The 21531-nt window shown below is 67.4% G+C and carries 18 protein-coding genes; 9 read left to right on the plus strand and 9 right to left on the minus strand.

Annotation, left to right across the window (positions count from 1 at the left end):
• The first annotated feature begins 2 nt into the window (after positions 1–2).
• From tal to pgl, 4 genes are read left to right on the plus strand one after another with little or no spacing between them, the layout of a single operon-like run.
• Positions 3–1148, plus strand: a complete 1146-nt coding sequence (gene tal / locus PV766_RS06660) for a transaldolase (protein WP_064064900.1) — start codon at positions 3–5, stop codon at positions 1146–1148.
• A gap of 2 nt (positions 1149–1150) precedes the next feature.
• Positions 1151–2692 (plus strand): glucose-6-phosphate dehydrogenase, encoded by a 1542-nt coding sequence (gene zwf, locus PV766_RS06665; RefSeq protein WP_026003409.1) that lies wholly within the window; start codon positions 1151–1153, stop codon positions 2690–2692.
• The gene (opcA, locus tag PV766_RS06670; RefSeq protein ID WP_347400870.1) at positions 2689–3597 is read left to right on the plus strand and encodes a glucose-6-phosphate dehydrogenase assembly protein OpcA; all 909 of its coding nucleotides are present in this window, start codon (positions 2689–2691) and stop codon (positions 3595–3597) included. The genes zwf and opcA overlap by 4 nt, the downstream gene beginning before the upstream one ends.
• Positions 3590–4351: a 6-phosphogluconolactonase gene (pgl, locus tag PV766_RS06675; protein WP_421096716.1), complete on the plus strand. Its 762-nt coding sequence runs from the start codon at positions 3590–3592 to the stop codon at positions 4349–4351. Before opcA ends, pgl begins: the two co-directional genes overlap by 8 nt.
• Positions 4352–4736: 385 nt before the next feature.
• Here the strand turns inward: pgl and PV766_RS06680 are convergent, their stop codons facing one another.
• Together PV766_RS06680 and PV766_RS06685 are read right to left on the minus strand one after the other, a co-directional pair.
• Positions 4737–6506 carry a GMC family oxidoreductase N-terminal domain-containing protein gene (locus tag PV766_RS06680; protein WP_421096717.1) on the minus strand — a complete coding sequence of 590 codons (1770 nt, stop codon included), beginning with the start codon at positions 6504–6506 and terminating at the stop codon, positions 4737–4739.
• Entirely contained in the window at positions 6503–7186 is a 684-nt protein-coding gene (locus PV766_RS06685; protein WP_421096718.1) for a hypothetical protein, read from the minus strand. Before PV766_RS06685 ends, PV766_RS06680 begins: the two co-directional genes overlap by 4 nt.
• Positions 7187–7381: 195 nt before the next feature.
• Here PV766_RS06685 and PV766_RS06690 point away from each other — a divergent pair, with 195 nt between their 5' ends.
• The 5 genes from PV766_RS06690 to PV766_RS06710 all read left to right on the plus strand — a co-directional run bounded on the left by PV766_RS06690 (position 7382) and on the right by PV766_RS06710 (position 13415).
• Complete coding sequence (locus PV766_RS06690; RefSeq protein WP_421096719.1) at positions 7382–8989, plus strand: hypothetical protein; 1608 nt, start codon at positions 7382–7384, stop codon at positions 8987–8989.
• A gap of 104 nt (positions 8990–9093) precedes the next feature.
• Positions 9094–9858 carry a pentapeptide repeat-containing protein gene (locus tag PV766_RS06695; RefSeq protein ID WP_421096720.1) on the plus strand — a complete coding sequence of 255 codons (765 nt, stop codon included), beginning with the start codon at positions 9094–9096 and terminating at the stop codon, positions 9856–9858.
• Positions 9859–10155: 297 nt separating this feature from the next.
• The gene (locus PV766_RS06700; protein ID WP_421096721.1) at positions 10156–11592 is read left to right on the plus strand and encodes an MFS transporter; all 1437 of its coding nucleotides are present in this window, start codon (positions 10156–10158) and stop codon (positions 11590–11592) included.
• Between the two features lie 68 nt (positions 11593–11660).
• The gene (locus PV766_RS06705; protein WP_421096722.1) at positions 11661–12149 is read left to right on the plus strand and encodes an SRPBCC domain-containing protein; all 489 of its coding nucleotides are present in this window, start codon (positions 11661–11663) and stop codon (positions 12147–12149) included.
• 135 nt (positions 12150–12284) lie between these two features.
• Positions 12285–13415 carry a DUF2235 domain-containing protein gene (locus PV766_RS06710; RefSeq protein ID WP_064064906.1) on the plus strand — a complete coding sequence of 377 codons (1131 nt, stop codon included), beginning with the start codon at positions 12285–12287 and terminating at the stop codon, positions 13413–13415.
• A 20-nt stretch (positions 13416–13435) separates the two neighbouring features.
• On the opposite strand, the gene PV766_RS06715 is transcribed toward PV766_RS06710, so the two are convergent.
• From PV766_RS06715 to gap, 7 genes are all read right to left on the minus strand, one after another.
• Positions 13436–14686 carry an RNA polymerase sigma factor gene (locus tag PV766_RS06715; RefSeq protein WP_421096723.1) on the minus strand — a complete coding sequence of 417 codons (1251 nt, stop codon included), beginning with the start codon at positions 14684–14686 and terminating at the stop codon, positions 13436–13438.
• A gap of 3 nt (positions 14687–14689) precedes the next feature.
• On the minus strand, positions 14690–15028 hold the full coding sequence (locus PV766_RS06720) for a YciI family protein (RefSeq protein ID WP_421096724.1): 339 nt from the start codon (positions 15026–15028) through the stop codon (positions 14690–14692).
• A 90-nt stretch (positions 15029–15118) separates the two neighbouring features.
• Complete coding sequence (ppc, locus tag PV766_RS06725; RefSeq protein ID WP_421096725.1) at positions 15119–17881, minus strand: phosphoenolpyruvate carboxylase; 2763 nt, start codon at positions 17879–17881, stop codon at positions 15119–15121.
• Between the two features lie 65 nt (positions 17882–17946).
• Positions 17947–18180 (minus strand): preprotein translocase subunit SecG, encoded by a 234-nt coding sequence (gene secG / locus PV766_RS06730; RefSeq protein ID WP_026003669.1) that lies wholly within the window; start codon positions 18178–18180, stop codon positions 17947–17949.
• Positions 18181–18375: 195 nt separating this feature from the next.
• Positions 18376–19161, minus strand: coding sequence for a triose-phosphate isomerase (tpiA, locus tag PV766_RS06735; RefSeq protein ID WP_421096726.1), 786 nt, complete (start codon positions 19159–19161; stop codon positions 18376–18378).
• A 5-nt stretch (positions 19162–19166) separates the two neighbouring features.
• On the minus strand, positions 19167–20378 hold the full coding sequence (locus PV766_RS06740) for a phosphoglycerate kinase (protein ID WP_064064911.1): 1212 nt from the start codon (positions 20376–20378) through the stop codon (positions 19167–19169).
• Positions 20379–20404: 26 nt separating this feature from the next.
• A complete protein-coding gene (gene gap, locus PV766_RS06745) occupies positions 20405–21421 on the minus strand; it encodes a type I glyceraldehyde-3-phosphate dehydrogenase (protein ID WP_064064912.1) in 1017 nt (338 codons plus the stop codon).
• Between the last annotated feature and the right edge of the window lie 110 nt (positions 21422–21531).

Below are 21531 nucleotides of genomic sequence, written 5' to 3' on the forward strand. Positions count from 1 at the left end.
CGATGACCCAGCAGACCTCCACGCAGAACGCTGCGCTGGCCGAACTGTCCGCCCAGGGTGTGTCGGTGTGGCTGGACGACCTGTCGCGCGACCTCATCGACTCCGGCAAGCTCGCCGAGCTCGTCGCCACCCGCAGCGTCGTCGGTGTGACGACCAATCCGTCGATCTTCCAGGCCGCCCTGTCGAAGGGCCACGCCTACGACGCGCAGATCCGCGACCTCGCCGGAGCCGGCGCCGACGCCACCGAGGCGATCCGCACGGTCACCACCGACGACGTCCGTTCGGCCTGCGACGTCCTCGCACCGGTGTTCGAGGCGACCGGCGGTCTCGACGGACGGGTGTCGATCGAGGTCGACCCGCGTCTGGCGCACAAGACGGACGACACCGTCCAGCAGGCCCTCGACCTGTGGCGCGTCGTCGACCGCCCGAACCTGTTCATCAAGATCCCCGCGACGGTGGCGGGCCTGCCGGCCATCGCCCGGGTGATCGGTGAGGGTGTCAGCGTCAACGTCACCCTGATCTTCTCGGTCGAGCGCTACGAGCGGGTCATCGAGGCCTACCTCGACGGTCTCACCGCGGCGAAGGCCGCCGGGCACGACCTGTCGGCGATCCGCTCGGTGGCGTCGTTCTTCGTCTCGCGTGTCGATACCGAGATCGACCCGCGCCTCGAGGAGATCGGTACCGATCAGGCGCTGGCTCTGCGCGGCAAGGCCGGCTTGGCCAACGCGCGACTCGCGTACGCCGCCTACCAGCGGGCGTTCGAAGGCGGAACGCGCTTCGAGCAGCTCGCCGAGGCCGGTGCCGTTCCCCAGCGTGCGCTGTGGGCGTCGACGGGTGTGAAGAACCCCGACTACCCCGACACGCTCTACGTCACCGAGCTGGTCGCGCCGAATACCGTCAACACGATGCCGGAGAAGACCCTCGAGGCCGTCGCCGACCACGGCGAGGTCACGGGCGACACCGTGACACGCAACGTCGCCGCTTCCCAGCAGGTGTTCGACGCGCTGACCTCGGTCGGCGTGGATCTTCCCGACGTCTTCCGCAAGCTCGAGGACGAGGGCGTGGAGAAGTTCGTCGTGTCCTGGAAGGACCTGCTCGCGGCAACGGCGGAACAGCTCGCGGCTCACGCGCCGGGCGCGGAGGGCTGAACGTGCCCGAATCCGGTGCGGCGGAGTGGGTGAATCCGCTCCGGGACAACAGAGATCGCAGACTGCCCCGTATCGCCGGCCCGTGCGCGCTGGTGATCTTCGGTGTGACCGGCGATCTCGCCCGGCGCAAGTTGATGCCCGCCGTCTACGATCTCGCCAACCGCGGTCTCCTGCCGCCCGGATTCGCGCTCGTCGGTTTCGCCCGGAGGGATTGGGCCGACGAGGATTTCGGTCAGGTGGTCCACGACGCGGTGCGTGAACATTCGCGTACCCCCTTCCGCGAGGAGGTCTGGCAGCGCCTCGCGGAAGGGATCCGCTTCGTGCAGGGCACCTTCGACGACGACGCGGCATTCGCGGAACTCGCGACGACCCTCGAGAAGCTCGACCGCGAACGGGGTACGGGCGGCAACCACGCGTTCTACCTGTCGGTCCCGCCGGACGCCTTTCCCGTGGTGTGCGGGCAGCTGTCGCGTTCGGGTCTGGCCGCGCAACGCAACGGCTCGTGGAGCCGCGTCGTGATCGAGAAGCCCTTCGGGCACGACCTCGAGAGCGCACGCGAACTCAATTCGGTTGTCGGTGAGGTGTTCTCCGAGGAATCCGTCTTCCGCATCGATCACTATCTCGGCAAGGAGACGGTTCAGAACATCCTCGCGTTGCGTTTCGCGAACCAGATGTTCGAGCCGGTGTGGAACGCGCACTACGTCGACCACGTGCAGATCACGATGGCCGAGGACATCGGCCTCGGTGGTCGCGCCGGCTACTACGACGGCATCGGAGCAGCCCGCGACGTCATCCAGAATCACCTGCTTCAGCTGCTCGCCTTCACCGCGATGGAGGAGCCGGTGAGCTTCGCGGCGTCGGAGCTGCACGCGGAGAAGATCAAGGTGCTGTCGGCGACCCGGCCGGCCGAGCCGTTCGAGGAGACCACCGCGCGCGGCCAGTACGCATCCGGGTGGCAGGGCGGCGAGAAGGTCGTCGGTCTGCTCGAGGAGAAGGGCTTCGCGGCGGATTCGACCACCGAGACGTACGCGGCCATCACCCTCGAGGTCGACACCCGCCGCTGGGCGGGTGTGCCCTTCTACTTGCGCACCGGCAAGCGCCTCGGCCGCCGCGTCACCGAGATCGCAGTGGTCTTCAAGCGGGCCCCGCACCTGCCGTTCGACAAGACCATGACCGAGGAGCTCGGTCAGAACGCGCTGGTGATCCGCGTACAACCCGACGAAGGCATCACGATGCGCTTCGGGTCGAAGGTGCCCGGCTCCGAGATGGAAGTCCGGGACGTGAACATGGACTTCAGCTACGGCCAGGCGTTCACGGTCTCCTCCCCCGAGGCCTACGAGCGACTGATCCTGGATGTGCTCCTCGGCGTCCCGTCGTTGTTCCCGGTGGACGAGGAAGTCGAATTGTCCTGGAAGATCCTCGATCCGGTGCTCGAGCACTGGGCGGCGAACGGACGACCGGAACCCTACGAGTCCGGTACGTGGGGTCCGCATTCGGCCGACGAGATGCTCCGTCGTACGGGCCGGGAATGGAGGCGTCCGTGAGGCTGCAGTTGCGTAACACCTCCGCCAACGCCATCAGCCGCAAGCTGGTGGAGTTGCGACGATCGAGCGGAATGGTCACGCAGGGACGTGTTCTCACGTTCATCGTGTGCGCCGGCGACGCCCGTGGCCTCGACGCCGCGATCACCGCGGCCACCGAGGCGTCGAAGGAACATCCCTGCCGAGTCATCGTCGTCGGTCGCGGTCGCCAGGACGGCCCGTCGAGGCTCGACGCGGAGATCCGGGTCGCCGGTGAGGCGGGCGCGTCCGAGGCGTTGATCCTCGCCCTGCACGGCGAACTCGGTGAGCACCAGGAATCGGTTGTGGTGCCGTTCCTGCTGCCGGACACGCCCGTCGTCGCGTGGTGGCCCAACCAGGCCCCTGCGGTACCGGCCGAGGATCCGGTGGGACGTCTCGCCGTCCGCCGCATCACCGACGTGACCAACTCCGACGACCCGCAGGCCGATCTCGCCACCCGTTTGTCCGGTTATCGGCCGGGCGACACGGATCTGGCCTGGGCACGGATCACCTACTGGCGGGCACTGCTGGTCTCGGCGCTCGACCAGCCACCGCACGAGCCGGTGCTCTCGGCCCGTGTCTCGGGGCTGCGAACCGAGCCCGCCGTCGATCTGCTCGCAGGCTGGCTCGCGAGCCGTCTCGACTGTCCCGTCGAGCGAACGATCGGCGAACTGAGGGTGGAATTGCGCACGACCTCGCAGACGATCGCTCTGGAGCGACCGCAGGAAGGCCGCGTGGCAACCCTCGAACGTACCCACAAACCCGATTCGCTGATCAGCCTGGCGCGCCGGAACTCGGCCGAATGCCTCGCCGAGGAACTGCGCCGACTCGATCCCGACGAAGTCTACGAAGCCGCGTTGTCGGCCCTGCCGAAGGTGGAATATGTCTGACCTCGCCCGGAACCCGTCCGAGATCCTGCGTTTCGCCGATGCCGACGAGGTCGCGAGCGCGGCGGCGTCCGCCTTCGTCGACGCGGTCGTCGCCGCGCAGCGCGAGCGGGTGCAGGCCCATGTCGTGCTCACCGGCGGCGGCACCGGTATCGCGATGCTCGAGCATGTGCGCCGCGCCCAGGGCGGTATCGACTGGTCGGCAGTGAACGTCTACTTCGGCGACGAGCGTTTCCTCCCGCCCGGCGATCCGGATCGCAACGAGGTGCAGGCCCGGCACGCTCTGCTCGACCACGTGCCGATCGACCCGACCCGCATCCACGCCATGCCGGCGCTCGGCGAGGACGGGTGCAGCACGCCGCAGGACTCGGCGCAACGGTACTCCGAACTCCTGGCCGCACACTCCCCCGACGGCACCGTGCCGGTGTTCGACGTGCACCTGCTCGGCATGGGCGGTGAGGGACACATCAATTCGCTGTTCCCCCATACCGATGCGGTGCGCGAGTCCGAGCGTTTCGTGGTGGGTGTCGACAATTCACCGAAGCCGCCGCCGGCGCGGGTGACGTTGACGCTGCCCGCCGTACAACGGGCGCGCCAGGTGTGGCTGCTGGTCACCGGCTCCGCCAAGGCCGAGGCCGTCGCGGCGGCCGTGGCCGGTGCCGCACCGGAGGATTTCCCCTCGGCGGGCGCCCGTGGCACCGAACGCACCGTGTGGTTCCTCGATCCGGAGGCCGCCGCGCAACTTCCGGCCTCATGATCGAGCCGAGTACTGCCGAGATCGCTGCCTGCGTCGTGAGGCCGCGATCGGCGACTCGGCGCTCACGCGCCGGCACCGTCGAAGTCGGGGTCGTCGGCCTCGTCCGTCTCCGTGCGACGATCCCCTGCGGAGTGGCCACCGCTGCGGTCGTCGAGACCGCTTCGCACACAACGCATCCGAATCGACGATCGCGGACCTGCCGTCGACCGTAGTGCTCGTAGTGGTGATCGACCCGGGACACATCGCACCGTTCGTGGGTCCATGCCGGTGAACTCCTCCCGTCGTGGACCGTTGTCGTCACGGCCCTCTGTCTCGTTCGACGCGCCGGGACGCCCGACGGTTCCATTCGGAACGAAATCGACGGTTCCGATTCGGGAGCGAGCGGTCAGATACCCCGTTCGATCACCGCGGCGGTGACGCGGTCGTCGATCGACGACACGGGGTTCTCACGTGCCACCCAGGGATCGCCACCGAAGTACTTCGCGAAGATCTTCTCGGCTGTGCGGGTGGCGAGCGCCTGCGTCGTCAACGTCGGGTTCGGACCTCCCAGACTGTTGGCGAGCGCCGAATTGTCGGCGACGAACAGCCTTTTCACCCACCGCGCTTCGGCGTCGGCATCGAGCACCGAATCCCGGTCGCTCACCCCCATCCTCATGCTCGACTGCGAGTGCAGGATCAGCGGCGGCCAATCGCAGCGATGCACCCTCTTCGCACCCGCCGCCCTCATCAACTCGACGGCCTTGCGGGTCGCGTAGTCACGATTGCGGCGGGTACGAGCCGAGCGCCGACGATGCTGCACGGTCACCCGCGGCGCCGGACCTCCTTCGTCCGGATACAGGATCGGTGAGAGCGTCACGCGGTTGTCAGGTTCGACGTCGTCGTCCGAGATGACGAGCGCCGCGAGGACGCGGTCGGCGTCCGCCATCGTGTCGAGCAGGTCGCGTCCGACGAGCCGCCCCATACTGTCGGCCCCCGCGGAATCGACAACACCGCCGGCACGTCCGTACCCGTGGATGCCGGAGTCGCTGAAGTTCAGCGCATACGCGATCAACGCCGGGGGCAGACCGACCTGCTCGATCCCGCCGTAGCCGGGCAGATCGACGCGAGCGTTGGAACCCGGTCCGCGCGTCTGTCCGGTGTACTCGTCGAAGACACCGAAGACCGCGTCCATGTGGTGGTCGGTGAGACCGCGGCCGACCCAACCGTTCGGATTCGGCAGCGTCGAGTTCAGCCACAATCGCGGGCTCTCGATGCACCCGGCCGCCAGCACCACCACCGGGGCGGTCGCCTCGTGCTCCTCCCCCGCTGTCGTGAACCGCACGCCGCGTGCCACGGCCTCCCCGTTCACCTCGTCGACGAGAATCTCGGAGACCACCGCATCGGCGATCAGGGTGACGGCACGCCCCGGGGATGACCACGCGTCTGCGGTGAGCATCATCGGGACATACGAGTTGTCGGTGGACCGTTTGGCCTTGAGATTGCGCGGCGCCCCCAGCGGCAGGAAACAACCCTGATAACAGTGCCCGCACATCGTGCAACCCCGCGCTTCGGGATGGTGCAGACGCGCGCGGTCGCGGGTGCGGCCGGCGGTGCCACCGGGTTGGAGGATCGCGTTCTGCTGGGCGCGGTGGGCTGCCCCGGTGGTGTCGAGCGAGGTCTGGTGCGGCAGACCCATGGCGGCTGCGCCCCGCAGGAACAATTGCTCCTTGGCACCCATCGGTGCGGTCTGCACGGGCAACGTGGCCTCCACCCACTCGTAGTAGGGACGCAGATCGTCGTAGCCGAAGGGGAACAGGTGCGCCGTGTCGTACATGTCGCGGTCGGCGCCGTCGTATCCGGAGAACGCGCCGGGTGCCGCCCGCGGTGAGTTGCCGAAGAAGTGGAGCGTGGTGCCCCCCACGCCGGACACCTGCCACACGAACGAGTTCTGAGGCAGATCACGCAGCCACGGCGTGCCCGAGCGGTCTCCCGGCCCGTGGCGGAACAGCCCGGTGATCGGATTGTTGATGTCGTCCTCGAAGTGGGTCCACTCGTTCTCCGGGTCGGCGAAGCGAGGTCCTGCCTCGAGAACGAGCACGTCGAGGCCGCGCGCTGCGAGCTCCTTGGCCACGACGGGTCCGCCGCCACCGGCCCCGATGACGATGACGTCGGTCATCTGTCCCCCACCTCGTCGATTCCGCCGTAGTAGCCCAGGAACTCGTCCCACCCGTCGCTCGGCCCGGCATAGCGGCTCAGCTCCCAGCCGACCGGGCGTCCCGTGATCTGCCGGCGCGCGCGGTCGTAAGCGGAGACCTCCGCGAAGGCCGCGAAGGCCGCCAGGGTGGGGATCGCGTTGACCATGAACTTCAGCACCAGACCTTCGAAACGCGGGTCGGTGTCGAGCCATTCCAAGACCTGCGCTTTCGCGGCGTGACTCAGGTTCGCGAAGGGCGCCGCGAACGGCCCACTCACCGAACGCGGGTCGGCGGTGACACCGAAGGTGTTGAGCAGCACCGCGATCGCCGCGGCGCCGGGCAGCTTGCCCGCCTCGGGGCCGAGCAGCGGCATCGGCGACGCCTGGTCCAAAGTTCGCTCGAGGGATTCCGCCGTGCCGACGGTGACGCCACCGGGCCTGTCGGTCCACACGCCCTGCTGGTGCGAGTACAGGTCGTTGCCGGGTACGACGAACGCGAGCACTCCGTTGATCGTGTCGCGCACCGGAGGCGTCTCGCTCGGCGGACTCGCGGCCGACTCCCGCGCAAACACCCCTGCGGTGCCGACCAGGGCCGCCATGGTCGTGGCCATTCCGGCGAGAAAACGCCGCCTGTTCCAGTACCCCTGTTGCGCGTCGTCCACGTCACCCCCTCGTCGCTTCCGGCGTGCAGCGTACGAGATGTCACGGAACGGGTGCGGTATTTCGCCCGAATCACCCGTCGGTCGTACGGACCGGCGGAGCCATCAACGGAAATCGGGTAGCTCGCTACCCGTGTCGTCCGCGCCCGAAGCGCGGAGGATTCGAACACGGTCGATCGGTGCAACGGGGTGAGAATCATGTTGCAGAAGAGGGAAGACAGCCGGTTCGCGACGATCTGGAAGCGGCATCGCAGCCAGGGAGACAGCCCGGCCGCACCTCCCGAGTTCACGCTGCGCAATGCGACGCCTTCCCGGCTTCGCATCACCCGCGCGGACGGCCGAACACTCGTGTTCTCACCACTCGAACGCCGCGTGCTCACCGAAACCGAAGAACAGTGGCTTTGGCAAGGTCTGATACGTCGCGGACTCGTGTCCCCTGTTCGACCCTCGGTCGAGAAACGTCTCGACGGCGCCAAACCGCGTTCCCGCCGTCAACTGCACACGGTCACGCTGTGGTGCATGCTCGCGATCAGCGTGGCAGTGCCCGTCCTGGCGTTCCGGGCCGGGCTGGTGAGGATCACCGAGGCACCCATCGTCGCCGTCGTGTTCGTGGCAGTGGCAACCATGTTGCCGGGTCTGTTGTTCTTCCTGTTCGACCGTCAACGTTTGAGCACGCTGCGCGACCGCTTCGAATGGCAGATCTTCCGGCTGGACCCGAATGTCCGCACGCTGGCAGACGTGCAGTCGAAGTACGGCAGCCAGATGGACGAGGTCTTCTACGCTGCAGACGAACAGACCACGACGGTGAACGCCACTCAGCGACTGTGGCCCATCCTCGTCTCCACTGTCACCATCGCGTTGGGCTGGACCATGGCCCTGCATTCCCCCACCGCGCCCGACACAACCCTTTTCGCTGCGCTCGCCGACCCACTTGCGTTCGCGTTCCTGGGCGCATACTTCTTCTCCCTGAACACCTGTCTGCGCCGCTATTCCCGGAACGACCTACGACCGAAGGCATACAGCGCGATCACCGTGCGAGTGATCACCGTCGCCATCCTGGCCTGCCTGCTACAGGCCGTCGTCGAATCACCGGAGTCATGGATCTACGACGCCACGGTGCTGCCGTTGGCGTTCCTGATCGGCGTGCTTCCTGAAACAGGGATGGTGCTGCTCCGCCAGACTCTGCGACACCGCCTTCTCCCCAAGGATCGCCGTGCCCTCGAAGAGCAACTACCACTGACCGACATCGAAGGACTCGACCTCTACGACCAGGCACGTTTGATCGACGAGGGCGTACCCAACATCGAGGCTCTCGCGCACCACGATCTCGTGGACCTGTTGCTCGAAACGCGAATCCCGGTCGGGCGTCTCGTCGACTGGGTAGACCAGGCGATCCTGCGCCTACACATCGTCGAGTCTACGAAGACGGACGATCCCGGCGACCTCGAGGGCACGGAAGTGCTGTCCGATTTGCACGCGTTGGGAATCCGCAGCGCCACCGATCTCCTGGCGGCCAAACGGAGATGCGCCTACCGCAACGCTCTGGTCGACGCGATTGCCCGCCGTGGCGATTCCCCGGACACCGCCGAGTGCCGTCTGGAACTACTGACCGGCGCGTTGTGCGACGACGAGTGGATCACCTACATACAAGCCTGGCGTGCTCGAACCTTGATGCCTGATCGGCACATCGAACTCGACGATCGAGGTGAGCCGGTATCGGATGAGACGACCGCTCCCCACCACGACCTCGATGCTTGCGAATGTGGCAGCCACCCCGCGGGCCGTGAATGCTCGAACCCGATGTAGGACGGGTCTGACCCGATACAGGAAGACGCATGGACCCCACGCGCACAACGCCACCTCGCCCTCCCGAACCGCGCCGCCGGAGACAGGCGGAGCGGTTGCGACCCATGACACGACATCCGTCACCTCTGTCGACACCACAGTCGTGGTGGGCGCGGATCAGCCTTCGCGGCGGTCGGATCTTCGGGTGGCACGGCTGGCCCAAGGTGGCGTCACTTGCCACCACGGTCGCTGCGGTCGGTGCGCTCTGGTTCTCCGGCCAGTCGTTACGCGCCAACGAGAACCAGTACCAACTCTCCGAACAGGGACTCCTCACCGAGCGTTTCAGCAGAGCCGTCGAGCAGCTGGGCTCGTCGGCGCTCGACGTCCGCTTGGGCGCGGTCTATTCCCTCGAACGCCTGTCCCGCGACTCCGTTCGCGATCATCCGACGATCTTCGAGGTCCTGGGTGCTTTCGTCCGAACCCATTCCCCCGTCACGCCAGGGTGCGCCGAATCGCCGGATCCCCTCGCCGAGCCTCGCCCCTCGGTCGATGTGCAAGCGGCTCTCACGGCCATCGGGCGACGGAATGCTGATCACGATGGACCCAACGCGATCGATCTGTCGGCATCCTGTCTTGCCGGCGCCTCTCTGACCGATGCAGATCTCTACAATGCCGATCTGGCCGAGACCGTGCTGGCCTACGCCGATCTCCGAGGAACCGACCTCACGGCTGCTCACCTGACCAACGTCGACCTCTACGGTGCCGACCTCACAGGCGCAACGTTGATCGGCACCGAGCTTCGCGAGGCCGACCTGACCGGCATCGTGTACGACGCCAGCACCACCTGGACCGACGGAACTGCACCGCCCCCGCCTGCTGTCCCCCGTTGAGTCGGGTACTACGCCTCTAGGTACTCGGTCCTATTCGGTCCGGAGGGGATCGAGTAACGCACTACTCGTGCTGATGCCTGCCGACGGCGCACACTGGGAATATCGATTCGGTGGACACGGAAGCGTCCACCCGTCCGAGGAGAAGTAATGCGAATGCAGAAGACGGAGCGACGAGTATCGCATCGGTGATCCCGCCTTCCGGCGGTCCGATCCCCGTGCGCCCTCACTTCGTGTCGCATTCGGTTCCGGCCCTGCCCTCGACTCCGTCGAACGCCGACTTCGTCCAAGGACCCCGTCATGTCCTCGCACCGAGCTGCGGTTCCGCAGCTCTCGTCACCGACATCCGTCGACCCACCACCCACCCATCACGACATCCTCGCGGTGCTGCTCCCCCTGCTCGCAGCGCTGTTCGCCGCATTGCTCTCGGGCACCGTCGCGATCCCCGCACTACCTGCCGTCACAGCAGAACTCGGTGGCGGCTCCGTCGGCCTGACCTGGATCATCACGGTCGCTCTCCTCGCCAACGCGACCACCACCCCGGTCTGGGGATCGATATCCGACCGCTACGACACGCGTCTTCTCGTCCAGGCGGCGCTGTTGACATTGACGGCGGGGTCGGTGATCTCGGCCTGCGCTCCGGCTCTGTCCGTTCTCCTCGCCGGTCGCGTGGTGCACGGGGTCGGTCTCGGCGGCGTCGTGGCCGTGACCGTGGCGGTGCTCGGCGCTCTCATCCCGCCGCGGGAACAGGGCCGTTATGCCGGGTACGGCGCCGTGGTCATGGCGGTGTCGATGGCGGGCGGTCCGCTCCTCGGCGGCGCACTCGTCGACACTCCTCTCGGTTGGCGGGCCTGTTTCCTCGTGCCCGCGGTACCGGCCGGCGTGGCGCTGGTCGCACTGCGACGCAGGCTGAAGTCGCGGCCGCGCAGCTCGTCGGATGCGCGGGTCGATTGGGCCGGCGCGGTACTGCTCACAGCCGGGGTGACGCTGGTGCTCGTGTGGGTCAGCTCCGGCGGCAGCCGGTTGTCGTGGCCGCAGGTCGGATACCTCGTCGTCGGCGGGGTCCTGCTCGTCGCTGCGCTCGCCGTCGAACGCCGCACTCCCGTCCCTGTGGTGCCGGTGGATCTGCTCGGGCAGCGCACCGTCGCGTGCGCTCTGATCACGTCCGTATCGTCCGGGTTCGCGTTCTACGCAACGCTGTCCTTCCTCAGCGAGTACTTTCAGGCGGTGCGCCACCACACGGCCACTGCCACAGGGATCCTGCTGACCCCCTTGGTGTTCGGACTCGCGTCCTCCTCCTACACCTCGGGTCGTCTCATCGCTCGCTCCGGCAGGTGGAAGGCACTGCTCGTGGCCGGGTCCGTGCTCCAGGTCGCCGGATGCGCGATGCTCGCGTGCGCCGACGGCAACACCGCTCCGTGGTGGATCGAGCTCGCAGTCCTGCTGCTCGGTCTGGGGATCGGGGTCCTGCTGCAGAACCTCGTGACGCTGGTCCAGAACGCCGTCGCCCCGGAGCGTTTCCGTGCGGCCGGTGCGGCGGTCTTCTTCTTCCGCCTCATCGGAGCGGCCGTGGGTCTGCCCCTCCTCGCCGCGACGGTCCCGCCCCACGGCGAGGGCACCGACCGGGTCTTCCTCCTGCTGTCGGTGCTGTCCGTCGTCGGACTCGTCGCGGTCGCCCTGCTGCCGAACCAACGGCTGCGCACCTCCTTGGCCACAGCGGAGGAACCATCGCGGTGAAACGGCTCGCGCCGACAGCCGGATACAGGACAATTTCGGTGAGGTGAGCGCCCATGAGAGGAGCCGTGATGAGCACGCCGAGGACGATCACAGGCGAAGTGAACCCGGAGCGTGATTGCCCGAGCGACTCGTCGCTGGTGCGGCTGAGCTACCACCGCAACTTCCCGCTCCCGATCGGCGAGGTCTGGGCGGCACTCACCGACTCCGAGAAGCTGGGTCGCTGGTACGGCACATACACCGGCGACCCGGCCACGGGCCGTGTGCGGTTGACGATGACCGACGACCACGACTCGGCCACCACATACGTGGACATCCTTCGGTGTTCTCCCCCGGACGGATTCGCCGTCGACGTGGACGGGTGGCAACTCGAGGTTGCGCTGCACCAGGTCGGAAAGATCACCACCCTCGAGTTCACGCACCGTCACGTTCCGCGCTCGGAAGCCGGAGAGATCGGGCCGGGCTGGCAGTACTACCTCGACCGTCTCGACGCAGCACTGGCCGGCACCCGCCCACCGTCATGGGACGACTATCTCGACCTGGTCGACGAATACCGCTGACCGGCACGGACGCGTCCGATGCAGGAACGCCGTCCGACGCGTCGGACGGATTCGAGTAGTGCACTACCCGTGAGACGTCCTGTCAGGGCTCCTAGCGTCGGGTCTACCAGCCGGACGCATTCAGGGAGTCCTACTATGCCGCAGCCCGGAACAGACACACAGCAGACCGAAACAACGACGAAGAAAGGATCGAAGAACATCGTCCTGTGCTTCGACGGCACCGGGAACGAAATTCGCGCCACGGGGAACACCAACGTCGTCCGATTGTTCCGAGCACTCGAGAACACCACGGGCGAACAGATCGTCTACTACGACCCGGGGGTCGGCACATTCTCGTCGGCCGGCGCGTCGACACGCGTCGGGCAGAAGATCTCGCGCACGCTCGGGCTCGCATTCGGCGTCGGAATCAAGACGAATCTCGCGGAGGCCTACGCCTTCCTGATGAACCAGTGGGAGCCGGGAGATCGAATCTATCTCTTCGGGTTCAGCCGAGGTGCGTACACGGCCCGGGCGTTTGCGGGCATGTTGCACGTCATCGGCATTCCACGACCTGCGGCAGAAAACCTCGTCCAGTATGCGATCGCCAGGTATGCGCCCCGGGGCGAGTGGACAGAGGAGAACGAGAAAGCCGCCCAGGAATTCTCCGCCACCGTGTGCCGTGCGCCGAACGGCTCGTTCTCCGTTCCTGTGCACTACCTAGGCATCTGGGACACTGTCAGCGCCCCCGGCCTGTTCCGGCGAGACCTTCACTTCGTGAAGACCGAGGACCTCCCGAATGTGGAAGCAGGTCGGCATGCCGTCTCGATCGACGAATATCGCAGGCCGTACAAGGCGGACTTGGTGACGAACGCGGCAATCCAAGAAGCCTGGTTCACCGGCGTCCATTCCGACGTGGGTGGCGGATTCAAGGACGACAGACTCGCCAACATCTCGCTTCTGTGGGTGCTCGACGGGGCACGTGAGCACGGGGTACTGCTGCGTCGGAAAGCGGAGTTGCGTGGACTTCCCCAGCGGGACAAAGAGTACGCAAAGGCGAAGCCGAATCGTATGGGCCGGATCTGGATCCTTGCCGGTCGCACACGGCGCCCGATCCCACCCGACGCGAACTTCCACGCGAGCGTGCTGTTCCGGTGGGACGACTTCCGAGACGGCCCGGACGATCCGGCATGCATCGACGACGGCTGGTGCGACCCGGAACCTCCGGACGATCCCGTGCCGCTCGCTCTCTCGGAGTCACGCGGCGACCCGGAGTTGCCCGAATCGTAAGCTCCAGCGCCCGCAATCCTCTACTCACCCGGTGGGTTCGCCGACCTCACGAGTCTCGATCGAAGGTGTCGCCGCTCGGGTTCGGTACCGGCGAGCTCGAGCGCGCGCCGATACGCCTCGGCCGCTTCACCTTTCCGACCGACCCGGCTCAGCAACTCGGCCCGCGCCACCGCGTACGGCCCGTAGTCGCGCAGACTCGGCTCCTCCGCGAGACCGTCGAGGAGTTCGAGTCCGGCCGCGGGCCCGTCGCGCATCGCAACCCCCACGGCGCGGTTCAGTGCGACGACCGGCGACGGGCTCAGTGCGGTCAGCACGTCGTAGAGCGCGACGATCTGCGGCCAGTCGGTGCTGTCGACGTCGTTCGCTTCGTCGTGCAGTGCGGCGATGGCAGCCTGCACTCCGTACGGGCCGGGTGGTCCCCCGGTGAGTGCGGCGACCACCAGCGAACTGCCCTCCTCGATCATCGAGCGGTCCCAGCGGGTGCGGTCCTGTACGTCGAGCAGCATCATCGCGCCCGACGGGTCGGTGCGTGCGTCCCGGCGTGCATGGACGAGCAGCATGAGCGCGAGCAGCCCGCTCACCTCCCGTTCGGTCGGCATCAGGCGGTGCAGGATGCGCGCGAGGCGGACCGCTTCCTCGGCGAGGTCGAGGCGTTGCAGATGTTCGCCGCTGCTCGCGACATAACCCTCGGTGAAGATCGAGTAGAGCGCCGCAAGCACCGCCGGTAGTCGCTCCGGCAGTTCGTCGGGGCCCGGCACCCGGAACGGAATGCGAGCACCGCGGATCTTCTTCTTGGCCCGCACGATCCGTTGCGCCATCGTCGGCGGCGGAAGGAGGAAGGCGCGGGCCACCTCGTTCGTCGTGAGCCCGCCGAGGCAGCGCAGGATCAGCGCGACGCGGTCGTCGGCGGCGAGGGCGGGGTGGGCGCAGGTGAAGAACAGTTCGAGGCGGTCGTCCGGCAGCTCACCGGTCTCGGGTGGTTCGTTCGACGTGCGACGTTCGGTGTCGATGGCGAGTTCGGCGAGGCGTGTCGCATACACGCGGTCGCGGCGTACCCGGTCCAGCGCTCGGCGCCTCGCCGTGGTGAGCAGCCAGGCACCCGGACGCTCGGGCACCCCGTCGGCCGGCCAGCGTACGAGCGCCGTTTCCAGCGCGTCCGATGCGACCTCCTCCGCGAGGTCGAGATCGCCGAACCGATGGACGAGCGCGGCGAGGAGCCGGCCGTGTTCCTCCCTGAACACCGCCTCGACGGTCGCGGCCGGTTCCTCCATCGCTCAGTCCCCGAAGTCCGCGATCGGCCGCACCACGACCGTGCCGCCGTCCCTCGAACCGGGGCAGCGGGCCGCCCAGTCGAGTGCCTCGTCCAGACTGCCGACGTCGATGACGTCGTATCCGCCGAGCACCTCGCGGCTCTCGCCGAACGGTCCGTCTGTCACCGTGCGTCGCCCGTTCGCGTCGACCTGCACGGACGTCGCGGTGACGAGATCCTGCAAAGCGTGCCCGGACACGAGGACTCCCGCGTCGCGCATCGTCTTCTCGTAGTTCTGCCAGTCCTCGATGGTGCATGTGGGCTCATCGGTGGTGGATGCGTAGATCAGCAGCATGTACTTCATGGCGGTCGCTCCCGTCTGTGTGGTGTTCGTCCCTACACCATCACGACGAACGGACATGTGCCGGATCGACAACCCGACGAGAAACTCTTTCTAGCCGCTGTTGCGCAATGCGGTAGCAAGCCCGTTCATGGTGATCTGGATGCCGCGCCGGACCCGGTCGGTGTCCTCGCCGGCGCGGAACCGGCGCAGCAACTCGACCTGCAGATGGTTGAGCGGTTCGAGGTACGGGAACCGGTTGTGCAGCGACCGCTCGAGGGCAGGATTGTCCGCGACGAGCGAGTCGTACCCCGTGATCAGCTCGTAGGCGACGACGGTGCGGGCGTGCTCGTCGACGATGCTGCCGAACACCCGCTCACGCAGTTCGGTGTCGTCGACGAGTTCGGAGTACCGGGCGGCCAGGCCGAGATCGGACTTGGCGAGCACCTGCGCCATGTTCGACAACACCGAACGGAAGAAGGGCCAGCGTCGGTAGAGATCCTGCAGAGTTGCCAATCGGTCCGGATCGCCGGATACCCAGTCGTGCACGGCCGTTCCGGTGCCGTACCAGCCGGGGAGCATCACACGGCTCTGCGTCCAGGAGAGCACCCACGGGATGGCCCGCAGGTCGCTGATCGCCTTTGTCTGCTTGCGGGAGGCAGGACGGCTGCCGATGTTGAGCGCCCCGATCTCCGAGACCGGTGTCGCCGTGGTGAAGTACTCGACGAAGCCCGGCGTCTCGTGGACCAGGCGGCTGTACGCGGCGCGGGCCAGGTCGGCGAGTTCGTCGAGGATCCGGTAGGCCTCCGGTGCGTCCTTTCCGAGGCCTTCGACGTCGAGCAGGCTCGATTCCAGTGTCGCCGAGACGAGCGCTTCGAGATTGCGGCGGGCGAGCACCGGTTCGCGGTACTTCGCGGCGATGACCTCACCCTGCTCGGTGAGGCGCAACGATCCCTGAACCGCTCCTGGCGGCTGGGCGAGGATGGCGTCGTAGCTCGGTCCGCCACCGCGGCCGACGGTACCGCCGCGACCGTGGAACAGACGCAGCCGGATCCCGGCGGTGCGAGCCGCGTCGACGAGGTCGAGTTCCGCGCGGTAGAGCGCCCAGTTGGCGGCGAGATAGCCGCCGTCCTTGTTGGAGTCGGAGTACCCGAGCATGATCTCCTGCAGGCCGTCGTGCCCGTCGACGAGGCTGCGGAACTCGGGCACGGCGAGGGCCGCGGTCAGCGTGGCAGCGCCGCCGCGCAGGTCGTCGATCGTCTCGAAGAGCGGGATGACCTGCACCGTGCTGCGCGGATAGCCGCGGTCGAGGTCGAGCAGGCCGACCTCCTTGAGCAGTACCTCGACCTCGAGCAGGTCGGACACCGAGGTGCACATGCTGATGATGTAGTGCTCGATGGCGGCCGGTCCGATGCGGCGGACCACTTCGGCGGCGGCACGCAGGATGCCGAGTTCTTTCGCGGTCTCGTCCGACAGGTGCGCATCGGCGGCGGTGAGCGGGCGGCGAATCCGCAGTTCCGCGGTGAGGAGCGCGACCTTCTGGTCTTCCGGCAGATCGCGATAGCGGTCGGTGACCCCCGCCCAGGAGAGCAGTTCGGCGACGACGTTCTCGTGTACCTCGGAGTTCTGCCGCAGGTCGAGCGGTGCGAGGTGGAACCCGAAGACCTCGACGGCGCTGCGCAGGTGGGCGAGCCGGTCGTCGGCGATCACCGCGGCACCACCCGCACGCAAGGATGCGTCGACGATGTTCAGGTCGGTGTGCAGGCGGGCCGGGTGAGGATACGGTTCGCACGGGATGCGCACCGTGTGGGGCAGGTCGACGCCGGGCAGCAACCGTTCCGCGGCCGCGGTGAGGCGAGCGCGGATGCCGTGCACGGCACGCCGGTACGGCTCGTCACTGTGCGCGGGATCCTCGTCGCCCGAGTCGTCGGCGAGTTTCTTCAGGGCACCGCTGATGGTCGCGGTGCGTTCGGACATCGACAGTTCGCGTTCGAGCGCCGCGAGTTCGGTGAGGTGATGACGCAGCGCGGTCTCGCAGGCACGATTCGCGGCGGTGGTGACGACTTCCCCGTCGACGTTGGGGTTGCCGTCGCGGTCGCCACCGATCCAGGTGCCGGGCCGCACCAGCGGCTCGGTGAGCACCGCGGCGTCGGGCCAGCGTCGCCGGAGTTCGCGGCGCACTTCGGCGTTGAGAGCGGGCACGACGTCGAACAGCGCGAGGTCGTAGTAGCGCAGACCGTTGTCGACCTCGTCGCTGATCCGCAGCCGCGCAAGCCTGATGAGCGCGGTGTCCCAGAGGGTGAGGATGTGCCGGTAGAGCGCACGGTCGATCTCCTCGAGCGCGGCGGGGTCGTCGGTCTTCTCCCGGCGCCGCATGAGGTCGGTGACGGCGGTCTGCACGTCGAAGACCGTGCGCCGCCGGGTCTCGGTGGGATGAGCGGTGATGACAGGAGCGACGAGGGCGGAGGACAGCGCGTCGGTCACGGTGCCGACGTCCAGGCTCGGGCCGGCCGCGTCGAGCTTGGCGTAGGTGGCGGCGAGACTGCTGTCCTGCGGCGGGTCGCCTGCCCGCACGTGCAGGGCGCGGCGTCGTTCGCGGTGCAGATCCTCGGCGAGATTGGCGAGCAGACCGAAATGACTGAACGCGCGGGCGACGGGAAGCAGGTCGTCGGTGGCGACGCCGGCGAAGCGGTCGGCGAGTGCGGTGCGGTCGATCTCGGAGCGCCGGATCCGGAAGCTCTCCACCCGGGCCGATTCGACCAGGTCGAAGGTGTCGGCTCCCGCCTGCTCGCGGATGACGTTGCCGAGGATGCCGCCGAGCAGGCGGATGTCCTCGCGGAGAGGTTCTGTCGCAGATGTAGGCACAGCGTCCGTCATACGGCCAGTATGTGTGCCTCGTGGCCGGTGCGCGACCGCGCACGCGGCCGTGCGCCCCGGTCGGATCAGCTGAACTTGATCTGCAGTCCGATGCCGAGGATCGCGATCACCCAGATGATGCCGGTGAAGACGGTGAGACGGTCGAGGTTCTTCTCCGCCACCGTCGAGCCCGAGAGATTGGACTGGACTCCGCCACCGAACAGGCTGGACAGACCACCGCCCTTACCGCGGTGCAGCAGCACCAGCAGGATGAGCAGCAGGCTCGTGACGATCAGGAGGATGTCCAGGAACAGTTCCATGTCGGTGTTCGATGTCCTTCGGATGGTGGGCGACGTCGGCGTCAGCTTACCCGCTCGTCGTGGGACGACGGCGTGGGTGTGCCGGTGAGGGTCGCTGCGAGCACGAGGCCGGGCGGGAAATCTGCGTACAGAGGCGAAAAGCGGTGGAGTGCAGGATCTCGACGAGATCCTGCACTCCACCGCGATGTTCGTCGCTCAGAGCAGCGGACCGCCTGCGGCGATCGCCGACAGCTGAGCGAACTCGTCGGCCTTGAGGGAAGCGCCTCCCACGAGACCACCGTCGACATCGGACTGAGCGATGAGCTCGCCGACGTTCTTGGCGTTGACCGACCCGCCGTACAGGACGCGGACCGACGCCGCGACCTCGGGCGAGGCCAGCTCGGCAAGGGTGGTGCGCACCGCGGCGCACACCTCCTGGGCGTCGGCCGCCGAGGCGACCTTGCCCGTGCCGATGGCCCAGACCGGCTCGTACGCGACGACGATCTTCGCGATCTCGTCGGCGGACAGACCGGCGAGCGAGTTCTTCAACTGCTCGACGTTGTATTCGACGTGGTTGCCCGCTTCGCGGACGTCGAGACCTTCGCCGATGCAGACGATCGGCGTGAGGCCGTGCCGAAGCGCGGCCTTGGCCTTGTCGCGGACGATCTCGTCGGTCTCACCGTGCAGGGTGCGACGCTCCGAGTGCCCGACCACCACGTAGGTGCAGCCGAGCTTGGCGAGCATCGCGCCGGAGATCTCTCCGGTGTAGGCGCCGGAGTCGTGGACCGACAGATTCTGCGCCCCGTAGGTGATGCCGAGCTTGTCGCCCTCGACGAGCGTCTGCACCGAGCGGATGTCGGTGAACGGCGGGATGACCGTCACGTCGACCTTCTCGAGGTACTTCTCGGGAAGGGTGAACGCGATCTTCTGCACCAGAGCGATGGCCTCGAGGTGGTTGAGGTTCATCTTCCAGTTGCCCGCGATGAGCGGTGTCCGTGCCATTCCCGTCAGCCCTCCAGAACCGAGATGCCGGGCAGTTCCTTGCCCTCGAGGTATTCGAGGGAGGCGCCGCCACCGGTGGAGATGTGCGAGAAACGGTCCTCACCGAGTCCGAGCGACCGCACGGCCGCAGCGGAGTCGCCGCCGCCGACGACGCTGAACGCGCCCTTTCCGGTGGCTTCGATGATCGCCTCCGCGACACCCTTCGTGCCTGCCGCGAAGTTCTCGAACTCGAACACGCCCATCGGGCCGTTCCAGAACACCGTCTTCGCGGAGCCGAGGAGCGAGGCGAAGCGCTGCACGGATTCCGGTCCGATGTCGAGGCCCATCCATCCGTCCGGGATGGAGTCGGCCGCGACGGTCTGCGACTGTGCGTCGGCCGCGAACTTGTCGGCCACCACAACGTCCTGCGGGATGTGGATGACGTCGCCGAACCGCTCGAGCAGCTGCTTGCAGGTGTCGATCATCGACTCCTCGAGCAGCGACGTGCCGACCGGACAACCCTGCGCGGCAAGGAAGGTGAAGCACATGCCGCCACCGATGACGAGCGTGTCGACCTTGGGCGCAAGTGCCTCGATGACCCCGAGCTTGTCGGAGACCTTCGAGCCGCCGAGCACCACGGCATAGGGCCGCTCGGTGTCGGTGGTGAGCTTGGCGAGCACCTCGACCTCGGCCGCGACGAGACCGCCCGCGTAGTGCGGAAGCAGCGTCGCGACGTCGTAGACCGACGCCTGCTTGCGGTGCACGACACCGAAGCCGTCGGAGACGAACGCGCCGTCGTCGCCGACGAGCTCGACGAGTTCGCGGGCGAAGGCGAGCCGCTCGGCGTCGTCCTTGCTGGTCTCGCGAGCGTCGAACCGGACGTTCTCGAGGAGGAGGATGTCGCCGTCGGTCAGGCCTTCGGAGCGTGCGAGCGCGTCCTGCCCGACGACGTCGCCGGCGAGCTGGACATTGCGCCCGAGAACCTCACCGAGCTTCGCCGCGACGGGCGCGAGTGAGTACTTCGGATCCGGCTCGCCCTCGGGGCGGCCGAGGTGCGCGGTCACGACGACCTTGGCCCCGGCCTCCGCCAGCGTGCGGATGGTGGGCGCGGACGCGAGGATGCGGCCGGCGTCGGTGATCGTCTCGCCGTCGAGCGGGACGTTGAGGTCGGAGCGCACGAGCACGCCACGGCCCTCGACACCGGCGTCGAGCAGATCCTTCAGGGTCTGAACTGCCACTGTTCGGATGTCCTGTTCTGCGAGTGTCAGAGGGACTTGCCGACGAGACCGATGAGGTCTGCCAGACGGTTCGAGTAGCCCCACTCGTTGTCGTACCAGGAGACCACCTTGACCTGCTCGTCGATGACCTTGGTCAGCGGCGCGTCGAAGATCGACGAGTGCGGGTCGGTGACGATGTCCGAGGACACGATCGGGTCGGTGTTGTACTTCAGGATGCCCTTCAGCGGGCCCTCGGCAGCGGCCTTCAGCGCGGCATTGACCTCGTCGGCGGTGGCCTTCTTGGTGAGGGTCGCGGTGAGGTCGGTGACCGAACCGGTCGGGACCGGGACGCGCAGCGCGTAGCCGTCGAGCTTGCCGAGCAGTTCGGGGAGCACCAGGCCGATGGCCTTGGCGGCGCCGGTGCCCGTGGGCACGATGTTCAGGGCGGCGGCGCGGGCGCGACGCAGATCCTTGTGCGGCGCGTCCTGGAGGTTCTGATCCTGGGTGTACGCGTGGATCGTGGTCATCAGACCCTTCTCGATGCCGAACTCGTCGTTCAGCACCTTGGCGAGGGGGCCGAGGCAGTTCGTGGTGCACGAGGCGTTCGAGATGATGTTCTGCGTGCCGTCGTACTTGTCGTGGTTGACGCCCATGACGATGGTGATGTCCTCGTCGGTGGCGGGCGCCGAGATGATGACCTTCTTGGCACCGGCGTCGAGGTGACCCTTGGCCTTGGCAGCGTTGGTGAAGATGCCGGTGGATTCGACGACGACATCGACACCCAGGTCGCCCCAGGGCAGCGCGGAGGGGCCTTCCTTGATCTCGAGAGCCTTGATCTTCTGCTCGCCGACGATGATGTAGTCGCCCTCGACACGCACGTCCTTGTCGAGGCGACCCAGGATCGAGTCGTACTTCAGGAGCGTCGCGAGAGTGTCGTTGTCGGTGAGATCGTTGACGGCGACGATCTCGATGTCGGTGGTGCCGAGCGCCTTCTGCGCCTCGACCGCACGGAAGAAGTTACGCCCGATGCGTCCGAATCCGTTCACGCCTACGCGGACAGTCACAGTGAAGCTCCTTTGCCCTGAAATTTCGATGATTGTGCTGGTGTGACCCCTACCCTAGTGGGCTGTGGTCGTGCGGTGGGAGCCGCCCTGTCGTGGCGCGAACTCCGTTC

Origin of the sequence: Rhodococcus sp. As11, assembly GCF_048957735.1 — a bacterium.
GTDB classification, from domain to species: domain Bacteria; phylum Actinomycetota; class Actinomycetes; order Mycobacteriales; family Mycobacteriaceae; genus Rhodococcus; species Rhodococcus gordoniae.

Excerpts from the sequence above, each read along its gene's own strand:
- ppc (WP_421096725.1), bottom strand. The coding sequence starts at position 17,881 with ATGACGGACGCTGTGCCTACATCTGCGACAGAACCTCTCCGCGAGGAC.
- PV766_RS06680 (WP_421096717.1), bottom strand. The coding sequence starts at position 6,506 with ATGACCGACGTCATCGTCATCGGGGCCGGTGGCGGCGGACCCGTCGTG.
- tal (WP_064064900.1), top strand. The coding sequence starts at position 3 with ATGACCCAGCAGACCTCCACGCAGAACGCTGCGCTGGCCGAACTGTCC.
- PV766_RS06715 (WP_421096723.1), bottom strand. The coding sequence starts at position 14,686 with ATGGAGGAACCGGCCGCGACCGTCGAGGCGGTGTTCAGGGAGGAACAC.
- secG (WP_026003669.1), bottom strand. The coding sequence starts at position 18,180 with ATGGAACTGTTCCTGGACATCCTCCTGATCGTCACGAGCCTGCTGCTC.
- pgl (WP_421096716.1), top strand. The coding sequence starts at position 3,590 with ATGTCTGACCTCGCCCGGAACCCGTCCGAGATCCTGCGTTTCGCCGAT.
- PV766_RS06710 (WP_064064906.1), top strand. The coding sequence starts at position 12,285 with ATGCCGCAGCCCGGAACAGACACACAGCAGACCGAAACAACGACGAAG.
- PV766_RS06695 (WP_421096720.1), top strand. The coding sequence starts at position 9,094 with ATGACACGACATCCGTCACCTCTGTCGACACCACAGTCGTGGTGGGCG.
- PV766_RS06720 (WP_421096724.1), bottom strand. The coding sequence starts at position 15,028 with ATGAAGTACATGCTGCTGATCTACGCATCCACCACCGATGAGCCCACA.
- PV766_RS06700 (WP_421096721.1), top strand. The coding sequence starts at position 10,156 with ATGTCCTCGCACCGAGCTGCGGTTCCGCAGCTCTCGTCACCGACATCC.
- PV766_RS06690 (WP_421096719.1), top strand. The coding sequence starts at position 7,382 with ATGTTGCAGAAGAGGGAAGACAGCCGGTTCGCGACGATCTGGAAGCGG.
- PV766_RS06705 (WP_421096722.1), top strand. The coding sequence starts at position 11,661 with ATGAGCACGCCGAGGACGATCACAGGCGAAGTGAACCCGGAGCGTGAT.
- tpiA (WP_421096726.1), bottom strand. The coding sequence starts at position 19,161 with ATGGCACGGACACCGCTCATCGCGGGCAACTGGAAGATGAACCTCAAC.